Origin of the sequence: Porifericola rhodea, from assembly GCF_030506305.1 — a bacterium.
In the GTDB taxonomy this organism is placed as follows: Bacteria; Bacteroidota; Bacteroidia; order Cytophagales; family Cyclobacteriaceae; genus Catalinimonas; species Catalinimonas rhodea.
On the sequence record NZ_CP119421.1, the window covers coordinates 328,056 to 342,699 of the forward strand.

The following is a 14,644-nucleotide window of genomic DNA, read 5'->3' on the forward strand; positions in this document are numbered from 1 at the left end:
TAGATGTGGGGCATTCAAAATTGTTAGTCAAGGGTGATTTCTAGCGCTAGTCCTCTAAGTTCATGTACTAGTACATTGAAAGACTCAGGGATGTTAGGCTTAGGCAGGTTTTCACCTTTTACAATAGCTTCATAAGCTTTGGCTCTACCTACAACATCATCCGACTTGACAGTGAGTATCTCCTGGAGAACATGAGAAGCACCAAAAGCTTCTAATGCCCATACCTCCATCTCTCCAAAGCGTTGTCCACCAAACTGCGCTTTACCTCCAAGAGGCTGCTGAGTAATGAGAGAGTATGGTCCGATAGAACGGGCGTGCATTTTATCGTCAACCAGGTGACCAAGTTTTAGCATATAAATTACTCCGACAGTAACTTTCTGGTCAAATTTTTCACCACTAAGTCCGTCGTAAAGTTCAGTACGTCCAAATTCCGGAAGGCCAGCCTCTTTCAGCTCTTTAGATACATCATCCAGAGAAGCTCCATCAAAGATAGGTGTGCTGTATTTTCTGCCTAGTTTAAGACCAGCCCAGCCTAATACAGTTTCGTAAATCTGCCCCAGGTTCATACGAGATGGTACACCAAGAGGGTTTAGTACGATATCTACAGGAGTTCCATCTGCCATGAAAGGCATGTCTTCCTCACGAACGATTTTTGCAACCACACCTTTGTTTCCGTGACGTCCAGCCATCTTATCACCAACTTTAAGTTTACGTTTTTTAGCTACATAAACTTTAGCCAGTTGAACAATTCCGGCAGGTAATTCATCACCTACTTCTAGTGTGAAGCGTTCACGCTTAAAGTGAGCAGTTAACTCATTACGGGTTTGATTGTAGTTTTTAACCATTTCAAACACCAGTTCGTTCACATGCTCATCTTCAGTCCAATTCTCTATAATCAGATCAGAGATCAGATTGGCTTCTTCAGGAACATTATAGTTACTTTCGTCTCTGTAAATGTTCTTTTCAGGGAAGAGATTATTCTCAATATTAGCTCTTGAGAATTTCATCCCCTTAGAAATAATTTCATCTCCAAACTTGTGCTTTACTCCCTGAGAAGTTTTACCATCTAATAAGCCAGACAGCTTATTGATCATGGTAGCTCTCAGGCCAAGAAGATCTTTTTTGTAGTTAACTTTCAGGTTTTCTACTTCCTTCTTTGACTTGGCACGTAGCTCTTTGTCCTTTTTAGGACGAGAGAAAAGTTTAGTATCTATTACTACACCTCTTAGTGAAGGAGAAGCTTTCAGGGAAGCGTCTTTTACATCTCCCGCTTTATCACCAAAGATAGCTCTCAGGAGTTTTTCTTCAGGAGTAGGATCAGTTTCACCCTTAGGTGTAATCTTACCAATTAGTATATCACCTTCCTTAACATCAGCACCAACTCTAATAATACCATTTTCGTCAAGGTTTTTAACAGCCTCTTCACTTACGTTAGGAATTTCAGAAGTCAGTTCTTCTTCACCACGCTTAGTATCTCTTACTTCCAGCTCAAACTCTTCAACGTGAATAGAAGTAAAGATATCATCACGTACTACTTTCTCTGAAATTACAATTGCATCCTCAAAGTTGTAACCCTGCCAAGGCATGAAAGCCACCTTCATATTTCTACCTAAAGCCAGCTCACCATTCTCGGTTGCATAACCTTCGCATAAAGGCTGACCTTTTTTCACGCGCTCTCCTTTCAGAACAATGGGCTTCAGGTTTACGCATGTATCCTGGTTTGTTCTACGGAACTTGGTTAGGGTATAAGTTTTAAGGTCACCGTCAAAGCTTACAAGTCTCTGCTCATCCGTCAGATCGTAACGCATTACTATTTTGCGGCCGTCTACGTATTCTACCACACCATCCTCTTCAGCTAGTACTAATGATCTAGAGTCTAGTGCAACACGAGCTTCAAGTCCTGTACCTACGATAGGAGCTTCAGGTTTCAACAATGGAACAGCCTGACGCTGCATGTTTGATCCCATCAAAGCACGGTTGGCATCATCATGCTCCAAGAATGGAATCATGGATGCTGCTACCGATACTATCTGGTTAGGCGCTACGTCCATATAAGATACCTGACCAGGCTCTACCACCGGGAAGTCACCTTCGTAACGAGCTTTTACTGTTTCATTAACAAATTTACCGTTAGTCTCCAGAGGAGCATTAGCCTGAGCAATATTGTGTGTATCTTCTTCTTCTGCTGTCAGGTAAAGGACATCTCCACTCATATCAACTTTACCCTCTTCCACCTTACGATAAGGTGTTTCGATAAAGCCCATGTGGTTCACTTTAGCATGAACACAAAGAGAAGAAATCAGACCAATGTTTGGTCCTTCAGGTGTCTCAATAGTACAAAGTCTTCCGTAGTGGGTGTAATGCACATCTCGTACCTCAAAACCAGCTCTTTCTCTGGAAAGACCACCAGGGCCTAAAGCAGACATACGACGCTTATGTGTAACTTCAGCTAATGGATTGGTTTGATCCATAAACTGAGAAAGCTGATTGGTACCAAAGAATGAGTTGATAACAGAAGATAAAGTACGCGCGTTGATCAAATCAACTGGCTTAAAGTCCTCATTATCACGAACATTCATTCTTTCTTTAATGGTACGAGCCATACGGGCAAGCCCTACACCGAACTGACTGTAAAGCTGCTCGCCCACTGTTCTTACACGTCTATTGCTTAAGTGGTCAATATCATCCACTACCGCACGAGAATTGATAAGACCAATAAGATATTTTACAATCTTAATGATGTCTTCAGTAGTCAGTACACGTACGTCTGAGTCAATTTCCAGATCCAGTTTCTTATTGATACGATAACGTCCTACTTCACCCAGATCATATCTTTTATCACTAAAGAACAAGCTCTGAATGATATCACGAGCAGTTTGTTCATCAGGAGCTTCTGTATTACGAAGCTGACGATAAATTTGCTCTACAGCTTCTTTCTCTGAGTTTGAGTTATCTTTCTGAAGCGTATTATATATAATAGAGTAATCTGTAATATTTACATCCTCTCTATGCAAAATAATTGAATCTGTACCAGACTCAGTAATAGTATCTATATCTTCTTCGCTTAGTACAGAATCTCTCTCAAGTAGCACCTCATTTCTATCTATAGAGACTACTTCGCCGGTATCTTCATCTACAAAGTCTTCAGTCCATGTTCTTAAAACACGAGCTGCAAGCTTTCTACCTACATATTGTTTCAGGTTAGACTCATCTGCTTTTACTTCTTCTGAAAGACCAAACAAATCAAGTATATCCTTATCGCTACCATAACCAATAGCTCTAAGTAGGGTAGTTACCGGAAACTTCTTCTTTCTATCAATGTAAGCGTACATTACTCCGTTTACATCAGTTGCAAACTCTATCCAAGAGCCTTTGAACGGAATAATTCTGGCAGAATATAATTTAGTACCGTTGGTATGTTTACTTTGTGCGAAGAATACTCCAGGTGATCTGTGTAGCTGCGATACAATGACCCTTTCCGCTCCATTAATAATGAAAGAGCCTTTTTCAGTCATGTAAGGAATATTTCCTAAGAAAACTTCCTGCTCAATGGTTTCAAAGTCTTCATTATCCTCATCATTGCAAGAAAGGCGAAGTTTAGCTTTAAGAGGTACTGAGAAAGTAAGTCCTCTGTCGATGCTTTCGTCTACAGAATATTTGGGAGGGTCAATGACATAATCAATGAATTCAAGCACAAAGTTTTCACGAGAATCTGAAATGGGAAAATTCTCGGAGAACACTTTGAAAAGCCCCTCATTACTTCTTCTTTCTGCTGGCGTCTCAATTTGCAAGAAGTCCTTGAAAGACTTAACCTGCACATCCAGAAAGTCTGGATAGTCAAGTACAGTCTTGATGGAAGCAAAATTGACGCGTTCAGTGGGTTTATATAAATTAGCCAAAGCCTTCTAGTTTTTAAAGGTTTTATTTGGAATGTAAAAGGTAGTTTTCAAAACTTGCAGGTACCAACCTTAAAAGTGCAAGTAACCTCTAGACTTAAAAGTATATACAAACAGGAAAAGACCTGACTGTACGGCCAGGCCTAATTGCAAAGCAATCTAGTAATATTTCAATGATTACTTAAGTTCTACTTCTGCACCAGCTTCTTCAAGCTGCTTTTTAAGTCCTTCAGCCTCGTCTTTGCTTACACCTTCTTTAATTTCTTTAGGTGCACCATCAACAAGTTCTTTTGCTTCTTTAAGACCTAAACCAGTTAATTCCTTAACAAGTTTCACAACTGCCAGTTTAGAACCACCAGGAGACTTCAGTACTACGTCAAAAGAAGTCTTTTCTTCTTCAGCACCACCTTCTCCGCCTCCTGCAGCAACAGCTACGGGAGCAGCGGCTGCAGCTGGCTCAATACCATACTCCTCTTTAAGGATGGTAGCAAGTTCGTTAACTTCTTTTACTGTAAGGTTAACCAGCTGTTCTGCGAAATCTTTCAAGTCTGCCATTTTAAAACGCTATTTAAATTGATTTGTTTACTACTTAAATAATATACTATCCTTCTCTCTCGGACAATGTTTTTACGATACCTGCAAGTTTGTGTTTTCCACTTTGAAGTGCAGAGATAACATTGGTTGCAGGAGATTGAAGTAAACCAATGATTTCCCCAATGAGTTCATCCTTAGATTTAAGTGAGCTCAGCATTTCAAGGTTCTCTGCTCCCACGAACAAATCGGTATCAATTGAAGCAGCTTTAAACGCAGGCTTAGTAAGCTCTTTATCTTTTTTCTTAAACTCTTTTATAATTTTTGCTGGAGCATTTCCTACTTCAGGAGAAAACATAATTCCTGAAGAGCCTTTCAATATTTCATCAAAAGGAGCGTAATCTGTATCAAGTTTCTCCAGCGCCTTTCTGATCAAAGTGTTTTTAACCACTTTGTACTCTACACCTCTTTTGAAGCAAAGCTCACGAAAAGAATTCACTTCAGAAACACTTAAACCAGCAGTGTCAGCAATGTAGAAGTAAGTGGTGTTTTTTAGCTTTTCAGCTAGCTCGTCTATAAGAACGCCTTTTTCTTCTCTTGTCATGATTATATTCCAGCTATACTATTCTTGTCAATTTGGATTCCTTTACTCATCGTACTAGATAAGTAAATTCCTTTAATGTATGTTCCCTTGGTAGAAGCAGGTTTCAGTCTGCTTAAGGTCTGAATTACTTCATTAGCATTTTCGGCAATTTTATTTGCATCAAAAGATGCTTTACCCACACTAGTATGGATGATACCGAATTTGTCTACTTTAAAGTCAATTTTACCACCTTTTACTTCCTGTACAGCCTTTCCAATATCCATAGTAACTGTACCTGCCTTAGGGTTAGGCATCAAACCACGAGGACCTAACACTCTACCCAAACGACCAACTTTTGCCATTACTGTAGGCATAGTGATAATCACGTCAATATCAGTCCAACCACCTTCAATTTTTTGAATGTAGTCATCAAGACCTACATGATCAGCGCCAGCTGCTTTGGCTTCTTCTTCTTTATCAGGAGTACAAAGAACCAATACTCTCACTTCCTTACCAGTACCATGAGGTAAAGCTACCACTCCTCTTACCATCTGATCTGCTTTACGAGGATCAACTCCAAGGTTAACATCAAGGTCAACAGAAGCATCAAAGCCAGTAGTAGTAATTTCCTTTACTAAAGAAGACGCTTCTTCAAGAGAATACTGCTTGTTGAAGTCATACTTCTTTAAAATATCTGCTTTCTTTTTAGATAACTTAGCCATTTGTCAGTTTAATTAATTATCCCAGGGAGCCTTACCTTTTACCGTGATACCCATACTTTTTGCTGTACCTGCAACCATTTTCATAGCTGACTCAACTTTAAAAGCATTGAGGTCAGGCATTTTTGTTTCAGCAATTTCTTTCACCTGATCCCAGGATACAGATCCTACTTTAGAACGGTTAGGCTCAGAAGATCCTTTTTTCTGCTTAGCAGCTTCCAGCAACATAACCGCTGCAGGAGGAGTCTTTACGACAAAGTCAAAAGACTTATCAGAGAAGATGGTAACTACTACCGGTAATACCTGTCCTTGTTTATCCTGTGTTCTGGCATTGAACTGCTTACAGAACTCCATGATATTAAGACCTTTACTACCAAGAGCCGGACCTACCGGAGGTGAGGGGTTAGCTTGTCCACCCCTGATTTGTAACTTTAAATATCCAACTATTTCCTTAGCCATTGTTGCTACTATTATCTAATTTCTCTACTTGCATATAATTAAGTTCCACCGGCGTATTTCTTCCAAAGATCTTCACCATTACCTTCAGCTTCTTCCTCTCTTCAAATACTTCTTCAATATTTCCGATAAAACCACTGAAAGGCCCATCCATTACTTTCACTTCTTCTCCCACCATGTAAGGGGTTTCCAGCTTCACTTCGTCCTCGTCCGTATCTTCTACTTTTCCTAATATTCTATTGACTTCGCTAGGACGTAGAGGTATAGGGGTTTTATCAGCTCCTTTTTCATTAGAACCTAAAAAACCAATTACGTTAGAGATATTAGTGATGGTATCGTATACACCTGGTTTCTGCAAATCAGCAGAAATCATGATATAACCTGGGAAAAAATTTCTTTCTCGTACTCTTTTCTTACCATTTCTCATCTCCATCACTTTTTCTGACGGGATAAGCACCTGGGGAATATATTCGCCTAGGTTGTTAATGGCAATTTCCTTTTCAAGGTACTCCTTTACTTTTTTTTCCTTTCCACTAACAGCTCTTACCACATACCACTTGAAGTCACCCATATTTAAAATGCGTTATAAAACCAAGTCATTGTGTTTTCAAACCCTAAGTCAATCAGCCCTATCATTAAGGCAAAGATCAGGGAAGCAATTAACACTAAGACCGAGCTTCTTTGCAAAGATGAATAATTCGGCCATGTCACCTTATTCTTCATCTCATCATAGGAAGCTTTGACAAACTCAACTAAATTATTCATCTTTTTAGTTTGCTTTTAGCACGGGCGGTAAGATTCGAACTCACGACCTACGGTTTTGGAGACCGTTGCTCTACCAGCTGAGCTACACCCGTATAAGTGTAAAGACTTGACTTTACAGAGAACTCCCTGGAAGCCAAGCCTTTACTGAATATTAATAATAGAGATTACTCTATGATGTCAGTAACCTGACCTGCACCTACAGTTCTACCACCTTCACGGATCGCAAATCTCAATCCTTTGTCCATCGCGATAGGGCTGATTAGCTCAACAGAGATAGAAACGTTATCTCCAGGCATAACCATCTCTACATTTTCAGGAAGAGAGATCTCACCAGTAACGTCTGTTGTTCTGAAGTAGAACTGAGGACGGTATTTCTTAAAGAAAGGAGTATGACGTCCACCTTCTTCTTTTGACAATACGTAAACCTCAGCTTTGAATTTGTGGTGAGGAGTTACAGTACCAGGCTTAGCGATTACCATCCCTCTTTTGATTTGAGCTTTTTCAATACCTCTCAAAAGAAGACCTACGTTATCACCAGCTTCACCACGGTCAAGAATCTTACGAAACATCTCAACACCAGTTACTGTAGACTTAAGGTTCTCAGCACCCATACCAAGAATATCTACAGGATCACCACTATTGATAACACCACGCTCAATTCTACCAGTAGCAACAGTACCACGACCAGTAATTGAGAATACGTCCTCAACGGGCATCAAGAAATCTTTGTCAACTAAGCGTTCAGGAAGAGGGATATACTCATCCACAGCCCCCATTAGCTCCATCACTTTCTCTACCCACTTATCTTCTCCGTTCAATGCACCAAGTGCAGAACCCTGAATTACAGGAATGTCATCACCTGGGAATTCGTAGAATGAAAGCAACTCTCTGATCTCCATCTCTACTAGCTCAAGTAGTTCTGGATCATCCACTAAGTCAACCTTATTCATGAATACTACGATTGCAGGAACACCAACCTGACGAGCCAAAAGAATGTGCTCTCTAGTCTGAGGCATAGGTCCATCAGTAGCAGCCACTACCAAGATAGCTCCATCCATCTGAGCAGCACCAGTAACCATGTTTTTCACATAGTCGGCGTGACCAGGACAGTCAACGTGAGCATAGTGACGATTTTCAGTCTGATACTCAACGTGAGCTGTATTAATTGTAATACCTCTTTCCTTCTCCTCGGGAGCATTATCAATTGTAGCAAAATCACGAAGGTCAGCCAAACCTTTATCAGCAAGCACTTTAGTGATCGCTGCGGTTAGAGTTGTTTTCCCGTGATCGACGTGACCAATTGTACCAATGTTCAAGTGTGGTTTAGAACGGTCAAAGGTTGCTTTAGCCATTTTCTAAATAAGTTACAGTTTCAAATAAATTTAAGTCATTATGGTAATGAACCTACTGCTTTTGAGCCAATGACGGGATTTGAACCCGTGACCTCTTCCTTACCAAGGAAGCACTCTACCCCTGAGCTACATCGGCTTAAGCAATGCTTAAGCATTACAAAAGAGCGGGAGACGGGGGTCGAACCCGCGACCTACAGCTTGGAAGGCTGTCGCTCTACCAACTGAGCTACTCCCGCTTAAAGCTCAAACCAAACAATTACCTTGAAAGAAAAATTCAAAATAACTATTAAAACTTGTGGGGAGAGCAGGATTCGAACCTACGAAGGCATACGCCAGCAGATTTACAGTCTGCCCCAGTTGGCCGCTTTGGTATCTCCCCAGTGATGTGTCAAAAAACTATTAAAAACAGATTTTCGTGTTTTTTAAACCCCGCTGTTTCTAATGGAAGTGCAAAAGTAAACGCTTTTTTGATTTATTCAAATTTCTAACCCAAAAGAAATAAAAAAATTTATTCTCTTAAGGAATACTCTCGTACATGGCTTTTAAACGAGGATCTTGCTCCTCATTTCTTATGCTTTCCTGCAAAGCCTGTACACTCTCCTGCTCATCAAAAAAACTCAAAGAACGATAGGCATTTAGCCTGACGTAATATTTAGGATGGTTCTTAGCATATTCTGCAAGTAGCTTTATGCCGCGTTGTTGTTCATCCTGCTGCAAATCTATTAAATATCTTGCAAAATAGTTAAGTAAGTAATACAAAGCTTCATCATTTATTTGCATAAATTTTTCAGCAAACCATGAATATCGCTCCTGAATGCTATTTTCCACATAAAAATCTGCTAGTGCAATGACAACATTAAAGTTTGAATATGCTTCGTATGCGCTAAATACCTCAAGTTTGTCATCTGCACTGGTGGTAGTGTAAGCCGCTATGGCCGAACCTACTACTGCATATGAGCTATCCTGCATACTTTCTTTGAAGAGACTTTGATAAGCCTCAGCATCCACTCCTGCCAATAGCGATAACGCATCGGCCCTAACCAGCGACTTGCTGTCTTCTTTGGTCATTTTATTCACATACTGAATATCAGCTGGGCTCAAATATTGAGGAAACACTTCTAAAGTGTTCAATGCTATTTGTCTTATCATCCAAAAGTCGTCTTTTAATGCCTGTAAGTAGAGAGAAGCAGTAGCTTCACTTACACTATCTCTGGCAAGTGCATCTAAAGCTTCTATTCTCTTGATAACATGAGCAGACTTTTTATACTGCTGTATCCACTCCTGATCTGTTTTGGTGTAATCTATTTTAGCCAAGAGAGTAGATTCAGGGTCAAAAATTACCAATTCAGGTTTTTGAGAGATATCAAAACTGTAACTTTCATCCACTTCGTCAATCAATATAGGATAGCGCTGGGATTTTCCTTTTGTCCAAACCTCAATACTTGTAGGTAATCGGTATACTGGGATTTCTTCCAGATTCTGTTGCTGGCGCACATTTACTATAAGCTTACCGCTATCATACTGCTGAGTTATTCTTAACTCCGGATGGCCAGCGGCAAGAAACCACTGGTTGAAGAACCAGTTGAGGTCTTCGCCACTTACTTCTTCAAATGCCATGCGTAGCTCATGTACTTCTACTGAGCTAAAGGCATGCTCCTCCAGGTATTGCTGTAATGCAACAAAAAAGGCTTCATCTCCCAGGTAAGCCCTTAGCATATGCAAAATACGGCTACCTTTATCATATGAGTGCCGGTCAAACATATCTTCCTGATCCTCATAGTGGAAGCGAATCAGATCTACTTTCTTTTCTTCGGCTTCAGTAAAGTAGTTTTGCCCCTGCTCCCAAAGTGTGTAAGCGGCTTCATCTTCTCCATCTTTATAGTTGCGCCAAAGATACTCCGAATAAGTGGCAAAAGATTCATTTAACGGCAGGTTAGCCCAAGATTCGCAGGTTACCAGATCTCCAAACCAGTGGTGGAATAGCTCATGAGCAATAATATTATCCCAGTCGTAGTCTAAAAGTTCTCTCCTATCTACCTGCAAACCTTCCATAAAAACTGAAGCCGTTGTATTCTCCATAGCACCAGATACAAAGTCTCTTACTACTACCTGTGCATATTTCGGCCAGGGATATTCCACTCCTAGTATGTCTGAGAAATACTCTAGCATTTCTGGGGTATGGCCAAAAATATCTTTAGCATATTTCTGGTATTCAGGCTCTACATAGTAGCTTAAACTTTTGTCGCGCCACTGATCTTCTACAATTGCAAAATCACCAATTGCCATCATAAACAGATAAGGGGCATGGGGCATATCCATTTTCCAGTAGTCAGTACGTGTCTGATCATCATTAAACTGAGAAGAAATTAAATTACCATTAGACAGAGTCTGAAAACTAGTATCTACAGTAATCAACATCTCCTGAGTAGTTCTTTCGTTAGGAGCATCTATCGTAGGAAACCAGCAGGAATTTGCCTGTGTTTCCCCTTGAGTCCAGACCTGAATGGGCTTTGGAGCCAGCTGTACGGAATCTGTTCCAATAAAATATAGCCCTTGATCTTTAGTAATAGCTTCACTTCCACCTGCATCAACCTCATCTGGATGTGCCGTATAATTTATTTCAACTATCAGATCTTCCTCTCGGGTATAAGTACGATCCAGCTCAATGTCTAGCACCTTACCATCATAATCGTAGCGCAAAGGCATTTGCCGGTCGCCTACTAAAAGGGACAGTTTATGAATTTTGAAACCCTTCGCATCCAGTTGAAGTCTTTTCTGCTCATGAAAATAAGGTCGCAGCTGCAAAGTGGCAGTACCGTCTAATGTATGAGCCTGTATATTGGGCCTTACCTCAAGTTTGGTATGTAATAAGTCAAAAGTACGGGTGCGCGAGGGCCGATAAGGTATTGGCGACTCCATTAACTCAGGCGCAGAGGGAGCCAACAGAATTTGTGTAGAATCCTGAGGAAGTGAGTCATCTGTTAAAGCTTCCAGTTCTGTTACTCTACAGGCAACATTCAGCAATAAAATAGCTACCAGACCAGCACGAAGAAAAAGCATGTATTATGGATTAATTAGAATGAAATGTTAAATTGATGCGCTGTCAAACTTTTTTAACCACGCTCTATGTCGCTAAAAGCTAGCATTAATCAGCAACGAAAATACGAAGTTGATCTAAAATCAGAACAAACACTAATTGATAATCAGCATTTTTCCTACAAGCTCACGACTTTAGATGAACATCGCTTTCATCTCCTGCTCGAACACCGCACTTATAACGTAGAAGTCGTCAAAGCAGATTACTCACGCAAAGATTTTTTGTTAAAAATTAATGGTAAACAAGTTTCTGTGCACTTACAGGATCGCTTTGATCAGCTGATTGAGGCTATGGGTATGCAGGAGGATGAGAGCATGGCAGACAAGGAAATTCATGCTCCTATGCCCGGGCTTATTTTGCAGGTACACGTACAGGAAGGTGACGAAGTAGCCCAGGGTGATCCGCTGCTTACGCTGGAAGCCATGAAAATGGAAAACCTACTCAAGTCTCCCAGCGATGGCAAAGTAAGCAGGATAGAGGTAAAAAACGGGCAGGGTGTAGAGAAGAGCCAGCTGCTCATAGTGCTTGAATAATTTTTTGCTTTTTAATATCGGTATTAGAAAAAGCGTTTTTTTGAAATCGAAGTGCTTTTGTCTATCAACTTATTTTTGGTATTTCTATATTTGCGCACAAAACCCAGTTGAATGAAATATAAAAGAATCCTATTAAAACTGAGCGGTGAAGCGCTCATGGGTAGCCAGCAATACGGTATTGACTCCGATAGGCTACAACAGTATGCTGAAGAAATAAAGAGGGTAAAAGACGCGGGCGTTGAAGTCGCCATAGTAATAGGAGGAGGAAATATCTTTAGAGGGGTACAGGCAGAGAAGTCAGGAATGGACCGTGTACAGGGAGACTACATGGGAATGCTGGCCACTGTAATTAATGCTATGGCTTTGCAGAGTGCATTGGAGAAGATTGGACTTTACACCCGCCTTATGTCTGGAATTAAGATTGAGCAGGTCTGTGAGCCTTTTATTCGCAGAAGAGCAGTTCGACATCTGGAGAAAGGAAGAGTTGTGATTTTTGGTGCCGGTATTGGTAACCCTTACTTTACTACCGACTCTACTGCCAGCCTTAGAGCTATTGAGATTGAAGCTGATGTGGTACTCAAAGGAACTCGTGTAGATGGTGTCTATTCTGCCGACCCTGAAAAGGATCCTAACGCTACTCGCTTCTCTAACATTACCTTCTCTGAAGTTTACCAGAAAGGGCTTAATGTGATGGATATGACAGCTTTTACACTTTGTCAGGAAAACAATTTACCTATCATCGTATTTGATATGAATAAACCGGGTAACCTGTACAACCTATTGAGTGGTAAAGAAGTAGGTACACTGATCAACTAGATCTGAGTCTTATTTTTTGCTCAATAAAAGATGTATTGATCCGTTAGCATAATCTACAATTGTTGATTTAATATTTAAACAATGACTGAAGAAATTCAAATGTACCTTGACGAGGCTGAGGAAAACATGCAAAAGGCAGTCAGCCATGTGATAGGAGAGTTTAAAAAAATAAGAGCTGGTAAAGCACAACCTAATATGCTGGACGGCTTGTTGGTCCAGTACTATGGCAATAATACACCTATCAACCAGGTAGCATCTATTACTACACCTGATGCACGAACTATTATGGTTAAGCCCTGGGAAAAGAACATGTTAGGTGAAATTGAGCGTGCTATCATCAATTCTGATCTAGGACTTAATCCCCAAAACGATGGTGAGGTAGTTCGTCTCAACATTCCTCCATTGACAGAAGATCGTCGTAAAGGACTGGTAAAACAGGCTAAAACCGAAGCTGAAAATGGTAAGGTAAGTGTGCGTAACATTCGTAAAGACGCCAACGACTCTATCAAAAAGCTTTTGAAAGACGGCACATCAGAAGATGATGTAAAAGAAGGAGAAGACAGTGTTCAGCAGCTTACAGATAAATTTGTAGCTAAGATTGACAGTATCTTTGACGAAAAAGAGAAAGAGATTATGACTGTATAGTACTATTACAGGTAGTACTTTTTATCCTCTATATACTCTGCTACACTATCGTGCACCAGATATTTGATTGAGATATCGTTTTTGATGCAGTTTCTGATAAAAGTAGCTGAGATATCAATTAAAGGCGCTTCAACCATCCTGATTGCAGGATGGTTTTTTATTTCCTCTTTAGTTTTTTCAAGCTCTGTACCTGGTCTGGGGTATACTATTATCCCATAATGATTCAAAATCTCCTGATAGTTTTTCCATTTATGAAAATGGTTGAGATTATCGCTCCCTAGTATCAGACTAAAGTGATGGTTGGGGTATCGTTCCTTAAGATAAGTAAGTGTGTCTACCGTGTAACTGGGCTTAGGCATACTAAACTCTACATTAGAAGCTCTCAGCTCAAAGTTATCTTCAATAGCCAGTTCCACCATTTTAAGCCTGTCTACATCTGGTAAAAGTGATTTTGAACTTTTAAAAGGGTTCTGAGGGGAAACTACAAACCAGACCTGATCCAGTTCTGCATACCCTTTTACTGTATTTGCAATTATTAAATGCCCAATATGTATGGGATTAAACGACCCGAAGAAAAGCCCTACTTTCACCTGATATATTTAAAAGTGTGTGCCGAATTATTGTGGGCAGCTAATTTAGTTAGGGAAAAGGACTTGGTCAACCACATGTACATAACCGTTTTCCGCCTGACGATCTCCAAATATGATAGAAGCACTATCTATAGTCAGTTTACCATCTATTTTAATAACTTTTAGAGGGCTTCCATACAAGGGTGTGAGCTCTCGCATTCCTGCAATCTCTGTATCACTATAGTTCCCTTTTACTATATGGTGCATCAGTGTATTCTTCAGCTTTTCTTTTTCAAGATCAGCGGGCAGCGCATCATCATGGCTCGGTGTTAGCTCATCTAGTGCCGCATCAGATGGGGCAAAAATGGTATAAGGACCGTCCTGTGTAAGCATAGAGTCAAGGCCCGTAGCCCTGAGCGCATTATGTAGTATAGCTAAGGACTCATTATCCCCTACCACTTCTATTACATTACCTTCACCAATACGAAGTTCGTTCTTCTCTTTGCCTACTACCACATCAGACTCAAATTCCATATCACTCTTCTCTTCCGGCTCAGTTTTGTTCTTAACACAAGAAACAGTACCTACGATAAGTAAGGCTAAAAAAATATGTGAAAAAAATTTCATATGATTAAAATTGTTGACGGTTGAAAAATTTACTCTCTGTACTCTCAACACGTCA

At 40.3% G+C, this 14,644-nt stretch carries 14 protein-coding genes and 4 tRNA genes; 3 read left to right on the forward strand and 15 right to left on the reverse strand.

Features of this window, described 5'->3' with window-relative positions; genetic code table 11:
* Positions 1-23 precede the first annotated feature (23 nt).
* The 13 genes from rpoB to PZB74_RS01510 all read right to left on the reverse strand — a co-directional run bounded on the left by rpoB (position 24) and on the right by PZB74_RS01510 (position 11,362).
* Positions 24-3,899, reverse strand: a complete 3,876-nt coding sequence (gene rpoB, locus PZB74_RS01450) for a DNA-directed RNA polymerase subunit beta (RefSeq protein ID WP_302240182.1) — start codon at positions 3,897-3,899, stop codon at positions 24-26.
* Positions 3,900-4,073: 174 nt separating this feature from the next.
* On the reverse strand, positions 4,074-4,451 hold the full coding sequence (gene rplL / locus PZB74_RS01455) for a 50S ribosomal protein L7/L12 (RefSeq protein ID WP_302240183.1): 378 nt from the start codon (positions 4,449-4,451) through the stop codon (positions 4,074-4,076).
* A 46-nt stretch (positions 4,452-4,497) separates the two neighbouring features.
* Entirely contained in the window at positions 4,498-5,031 is a 534-nt protein-coding gene (gene rplJ, locus PZB74_RS01460; RefSeq protein WP_302240184.1) for a 50S ribosomal protein L10, read from the reverse strand.
* Between the two features lie 2 nt (positions 5,032-5,033).
* Positions 5,034-5,732 (reverse strand): 50S ribosomal protein L1, encoded by a 699-nt coding sequence (gene rplA, locus PZB74_RS01465; protein WP_302240185.1) that lies wholly within the window; start codon positions 5,730-5,732, stop codon positions 5,034-5,036.
* A 12-nt stretch (positions 5,733-5,744) separates the two neighbouring features.
* A complete protein-coding gene (gene rplK / locus PZB74_RS01470) occupies positions 5,745-6,188 on the reverse strand; it encodes a 50S ribosomal protein L11 (protein WP_302240187.1) in 444 nt (147 codons plus the stop codon).
* A complete protein-coding gene (gene nusG, locus PZB74_RS01475) occupies positions 6,181-6,756 on the reverse strand; it encodes a transcription termination/antitermination protein NusG (RefSeq protein ID WP_302240188.1) in 576 nt (191 codons plus the stop codon). Before nusG ends, rplK begins: the two co-directional genes overlap by 8 nt.
* A gap of 2 nt (positions 6,757-6,758) precedes the next feature.
* Positions 6,759-6,950 (reverse strand): preprotein translocase subunit SecE, encoded by a 192-nt coding sequence (gene secE / locus PZB74_RS01480; protein ID WP_302240189.1) that lies wholly within the window; start codon positions 6,948-6,950, stop codon positions 6,759-6,761.
* Positions 6,951-6,969: 19 nt separating this feature from the next.
* Positions 6,970-7,042, reverse strand: a tRNA-Trp gene (locus tag PZB74_RS01485).
* A 72-nt stretch (positions 7,043-7,114) separates the two neighbouring features.
* Positions 7,115-8,302 carry an elongation factor Tu gene (gene tuf, locus PZB74_RS01490; protein WP_302240190.1) on the reverse strand — a complete coding sequence of 396 codons (1,188 nt, stop codon included), beginning with the start codon at positions 8,300-8,302 and terminating at the stop codon, positions 7,115-7,117.
* 64 nt (positions 8,303-8,366) lie between these two features.
* Positions 8,367-8,438: transfer RNA gene (locus tag PZB74_RS01495), tRNA-Thr, on the reverse strand.
* A 27-nt stretch (positions 8,439-8,465) separates the two neighbouring features.
* Positions 8,466-8,538, reverse strand: a tRNA-Gly gene (locus PZB74_RS01500).
* A 60-nt stretch (positions 8,539-8,598) separates the two neighbouring features.
* Positions 8,599-8,681 (reverse strand) — tRNA-Tyr (locus tag PZB74_RS01505).
* A 137-nt stretch (positions 8,682-8,818) separates the two neighbouring features.
* Positions 8,819-11,362, reverse strand: a complete 2,544-nt coding sequence (locus PZB74_RS01510) for a M1 family metallopeptidase (protein WP_302240192.1) — start codon at positions 11,360-11,362, stop codon at positions 8,819-8,821.
* 66 nt (positions 11,363-11,428) lie between these two features.
* On the opposite strand from PZB74_RS01510, the gene PZB74_RS01515 reads away from it, so the two are divergent.
* From PZB74_RS01515 to frr, 3 genes are all read left to right on the forward strand, one after another.
* Positions 11,429-11,932, forward strand: coding sequence for an acyl-CoA carboxylase biotin carboxyl carrier protein subunit (locus PZB74_RS01515; protein WP_302240193.1), 504 nt, complete (start codon positions 11,429-11,431; stop codon positions 11,930-11,932).
* Between the two features lie 111 nt (positions 11,933-12,043).
* Positions 12,044-12,748: a UMP kinase gene (gene pyrH, locus PZB74_RS01520; protein ID WP_302240195.1), complete on the forward strand. Its 705-nt coding sequence runs from the start codon at positions 12,044-12,046 to the stop codon at positions 12,746-12,748.
* A gap of 81 nt (positions 12,749-12,829) precedes the next feature.
* The gene (frr, locus tag PZB74_RS01525; RefSeq protein ID WP_302240196.1) at positions 12,830-13,393 is read left to right on the forward strand and encodes a ribosome recycling factor; all 564 of its coding nucleotides are present in this window, start codon (positions 12,830-12,832) and stop codon (positions 13,391-13,393) included.
* A gap of 5 nt (positions 13,394-13,398) precedes the next feature.
* On the opposite strand, the gene nadD is transcribed toward frr, so the two are convergent.
* Together nadD and PZB74_RS01535 are read right to left on the reverse strand one after the other, a co-directional pair.
* Positions 13,399-13,983, reverse strand: a complete 585-nt coding sequence (nadD, locus tag PZB74_RS01530) for a nicotinate (nicotinamide) nucleotide adenylyltransferase (RefSeq protein WP_302240198.1) — start codon at positions 13,981-13,983, stop codon at positions 13,399-13,401.
* 45 nt (positions 13,984-14,028) lie between these two features.
* A complete protein-coding gene (locus tag PZB74_RS01535) occupies positions 14,029-14,589 on the reverse strand; it encodes a fasciclin domain-containing protein (RefSeq protein ID WP_302240199.1) in 561 nt (186 codons plus the stop codon).
* Positions 14,590-14,644: the final 55 nt, after the last annotated feature.

Coding starts and splice junctions, on each gene's coding strand:
- rplL (WP_302240183.1), bottom strand. CDS start 4,451: ATGGCAGACTTGAAAGATTTCGCAGAACAGCTGGTTAACCTTACAGTA.
- rplJ (WP_302240184.1), bottom strand. CDS start 5,031: ATGACAAGAGAAGAAAAAGGCGTTCTTATAGACGAGCTAGCTGAAAAG.
- rplA (WP_302240185.1), bottom strand. CDS start 5,732: ATGGCTAAGTTATCTAAAAAGAAAGCAGATATTTTAAAGAAGTATGAC.
- rplK (WP_302240187.1), bottom strand. CDS start 6,188: ATGGCTAAGGAAATAGTTGGATATTTAAAGTTACAAATCAGGGGTGGA.
- nusG (WP_302240188.1), bottom strand. CDS start 6,756: ATGGGTGACTTCAAGTGGTATGTGGTAAGAGCTGTTAGTGGAAAGGAA.
- secE (WP_302240189.1), bottom strand. CDS start 6,950: ATGAATAATTTAGTTGAGTTTGTCAAAGCTTCCTATGATGAGATGAAG.
- tuf (WP_302240190.1), bottom strand. CDS start 8,302: ATGGCTAAAGCAACCTTTGACCGTTCTAAACCACACTTGAACATTGGT.
- PZB74_RS01510 (WP_302240192.1), bottom strand. CDS start 11,362: ATGCTTTTTCTTCGTGCTGGTCTGGTAGCTATTTTATTGCTGAATGTT.
- PZB74_RS01515 (WP_302240193.1), top strand. CDS start 11,429: ATGTCGCTAAAAGCTAGCATTAATCAGCAACGAAAATACGAAGTTGAT.
- pyrH (WP_302240195.1), top strand. CDS start 12,044: ATGAAATATAAAAGAATCCTATTAAAACTGAGCGGTGAAGCGCTCATG.
- frr (WP_302240196.1), top strand. CDS start 12,830: ATGACTGAAGAAATTCAAATGTACCTTGACGAGGCTGAGGAAAACATG.
- PZB74_RS01535 (WP_302240199.1), bottom strand. CDS start 14,589: ATGAAATTTTTTTCACATATTTTTTTAGCCTTACTTATCGTAGGTACT.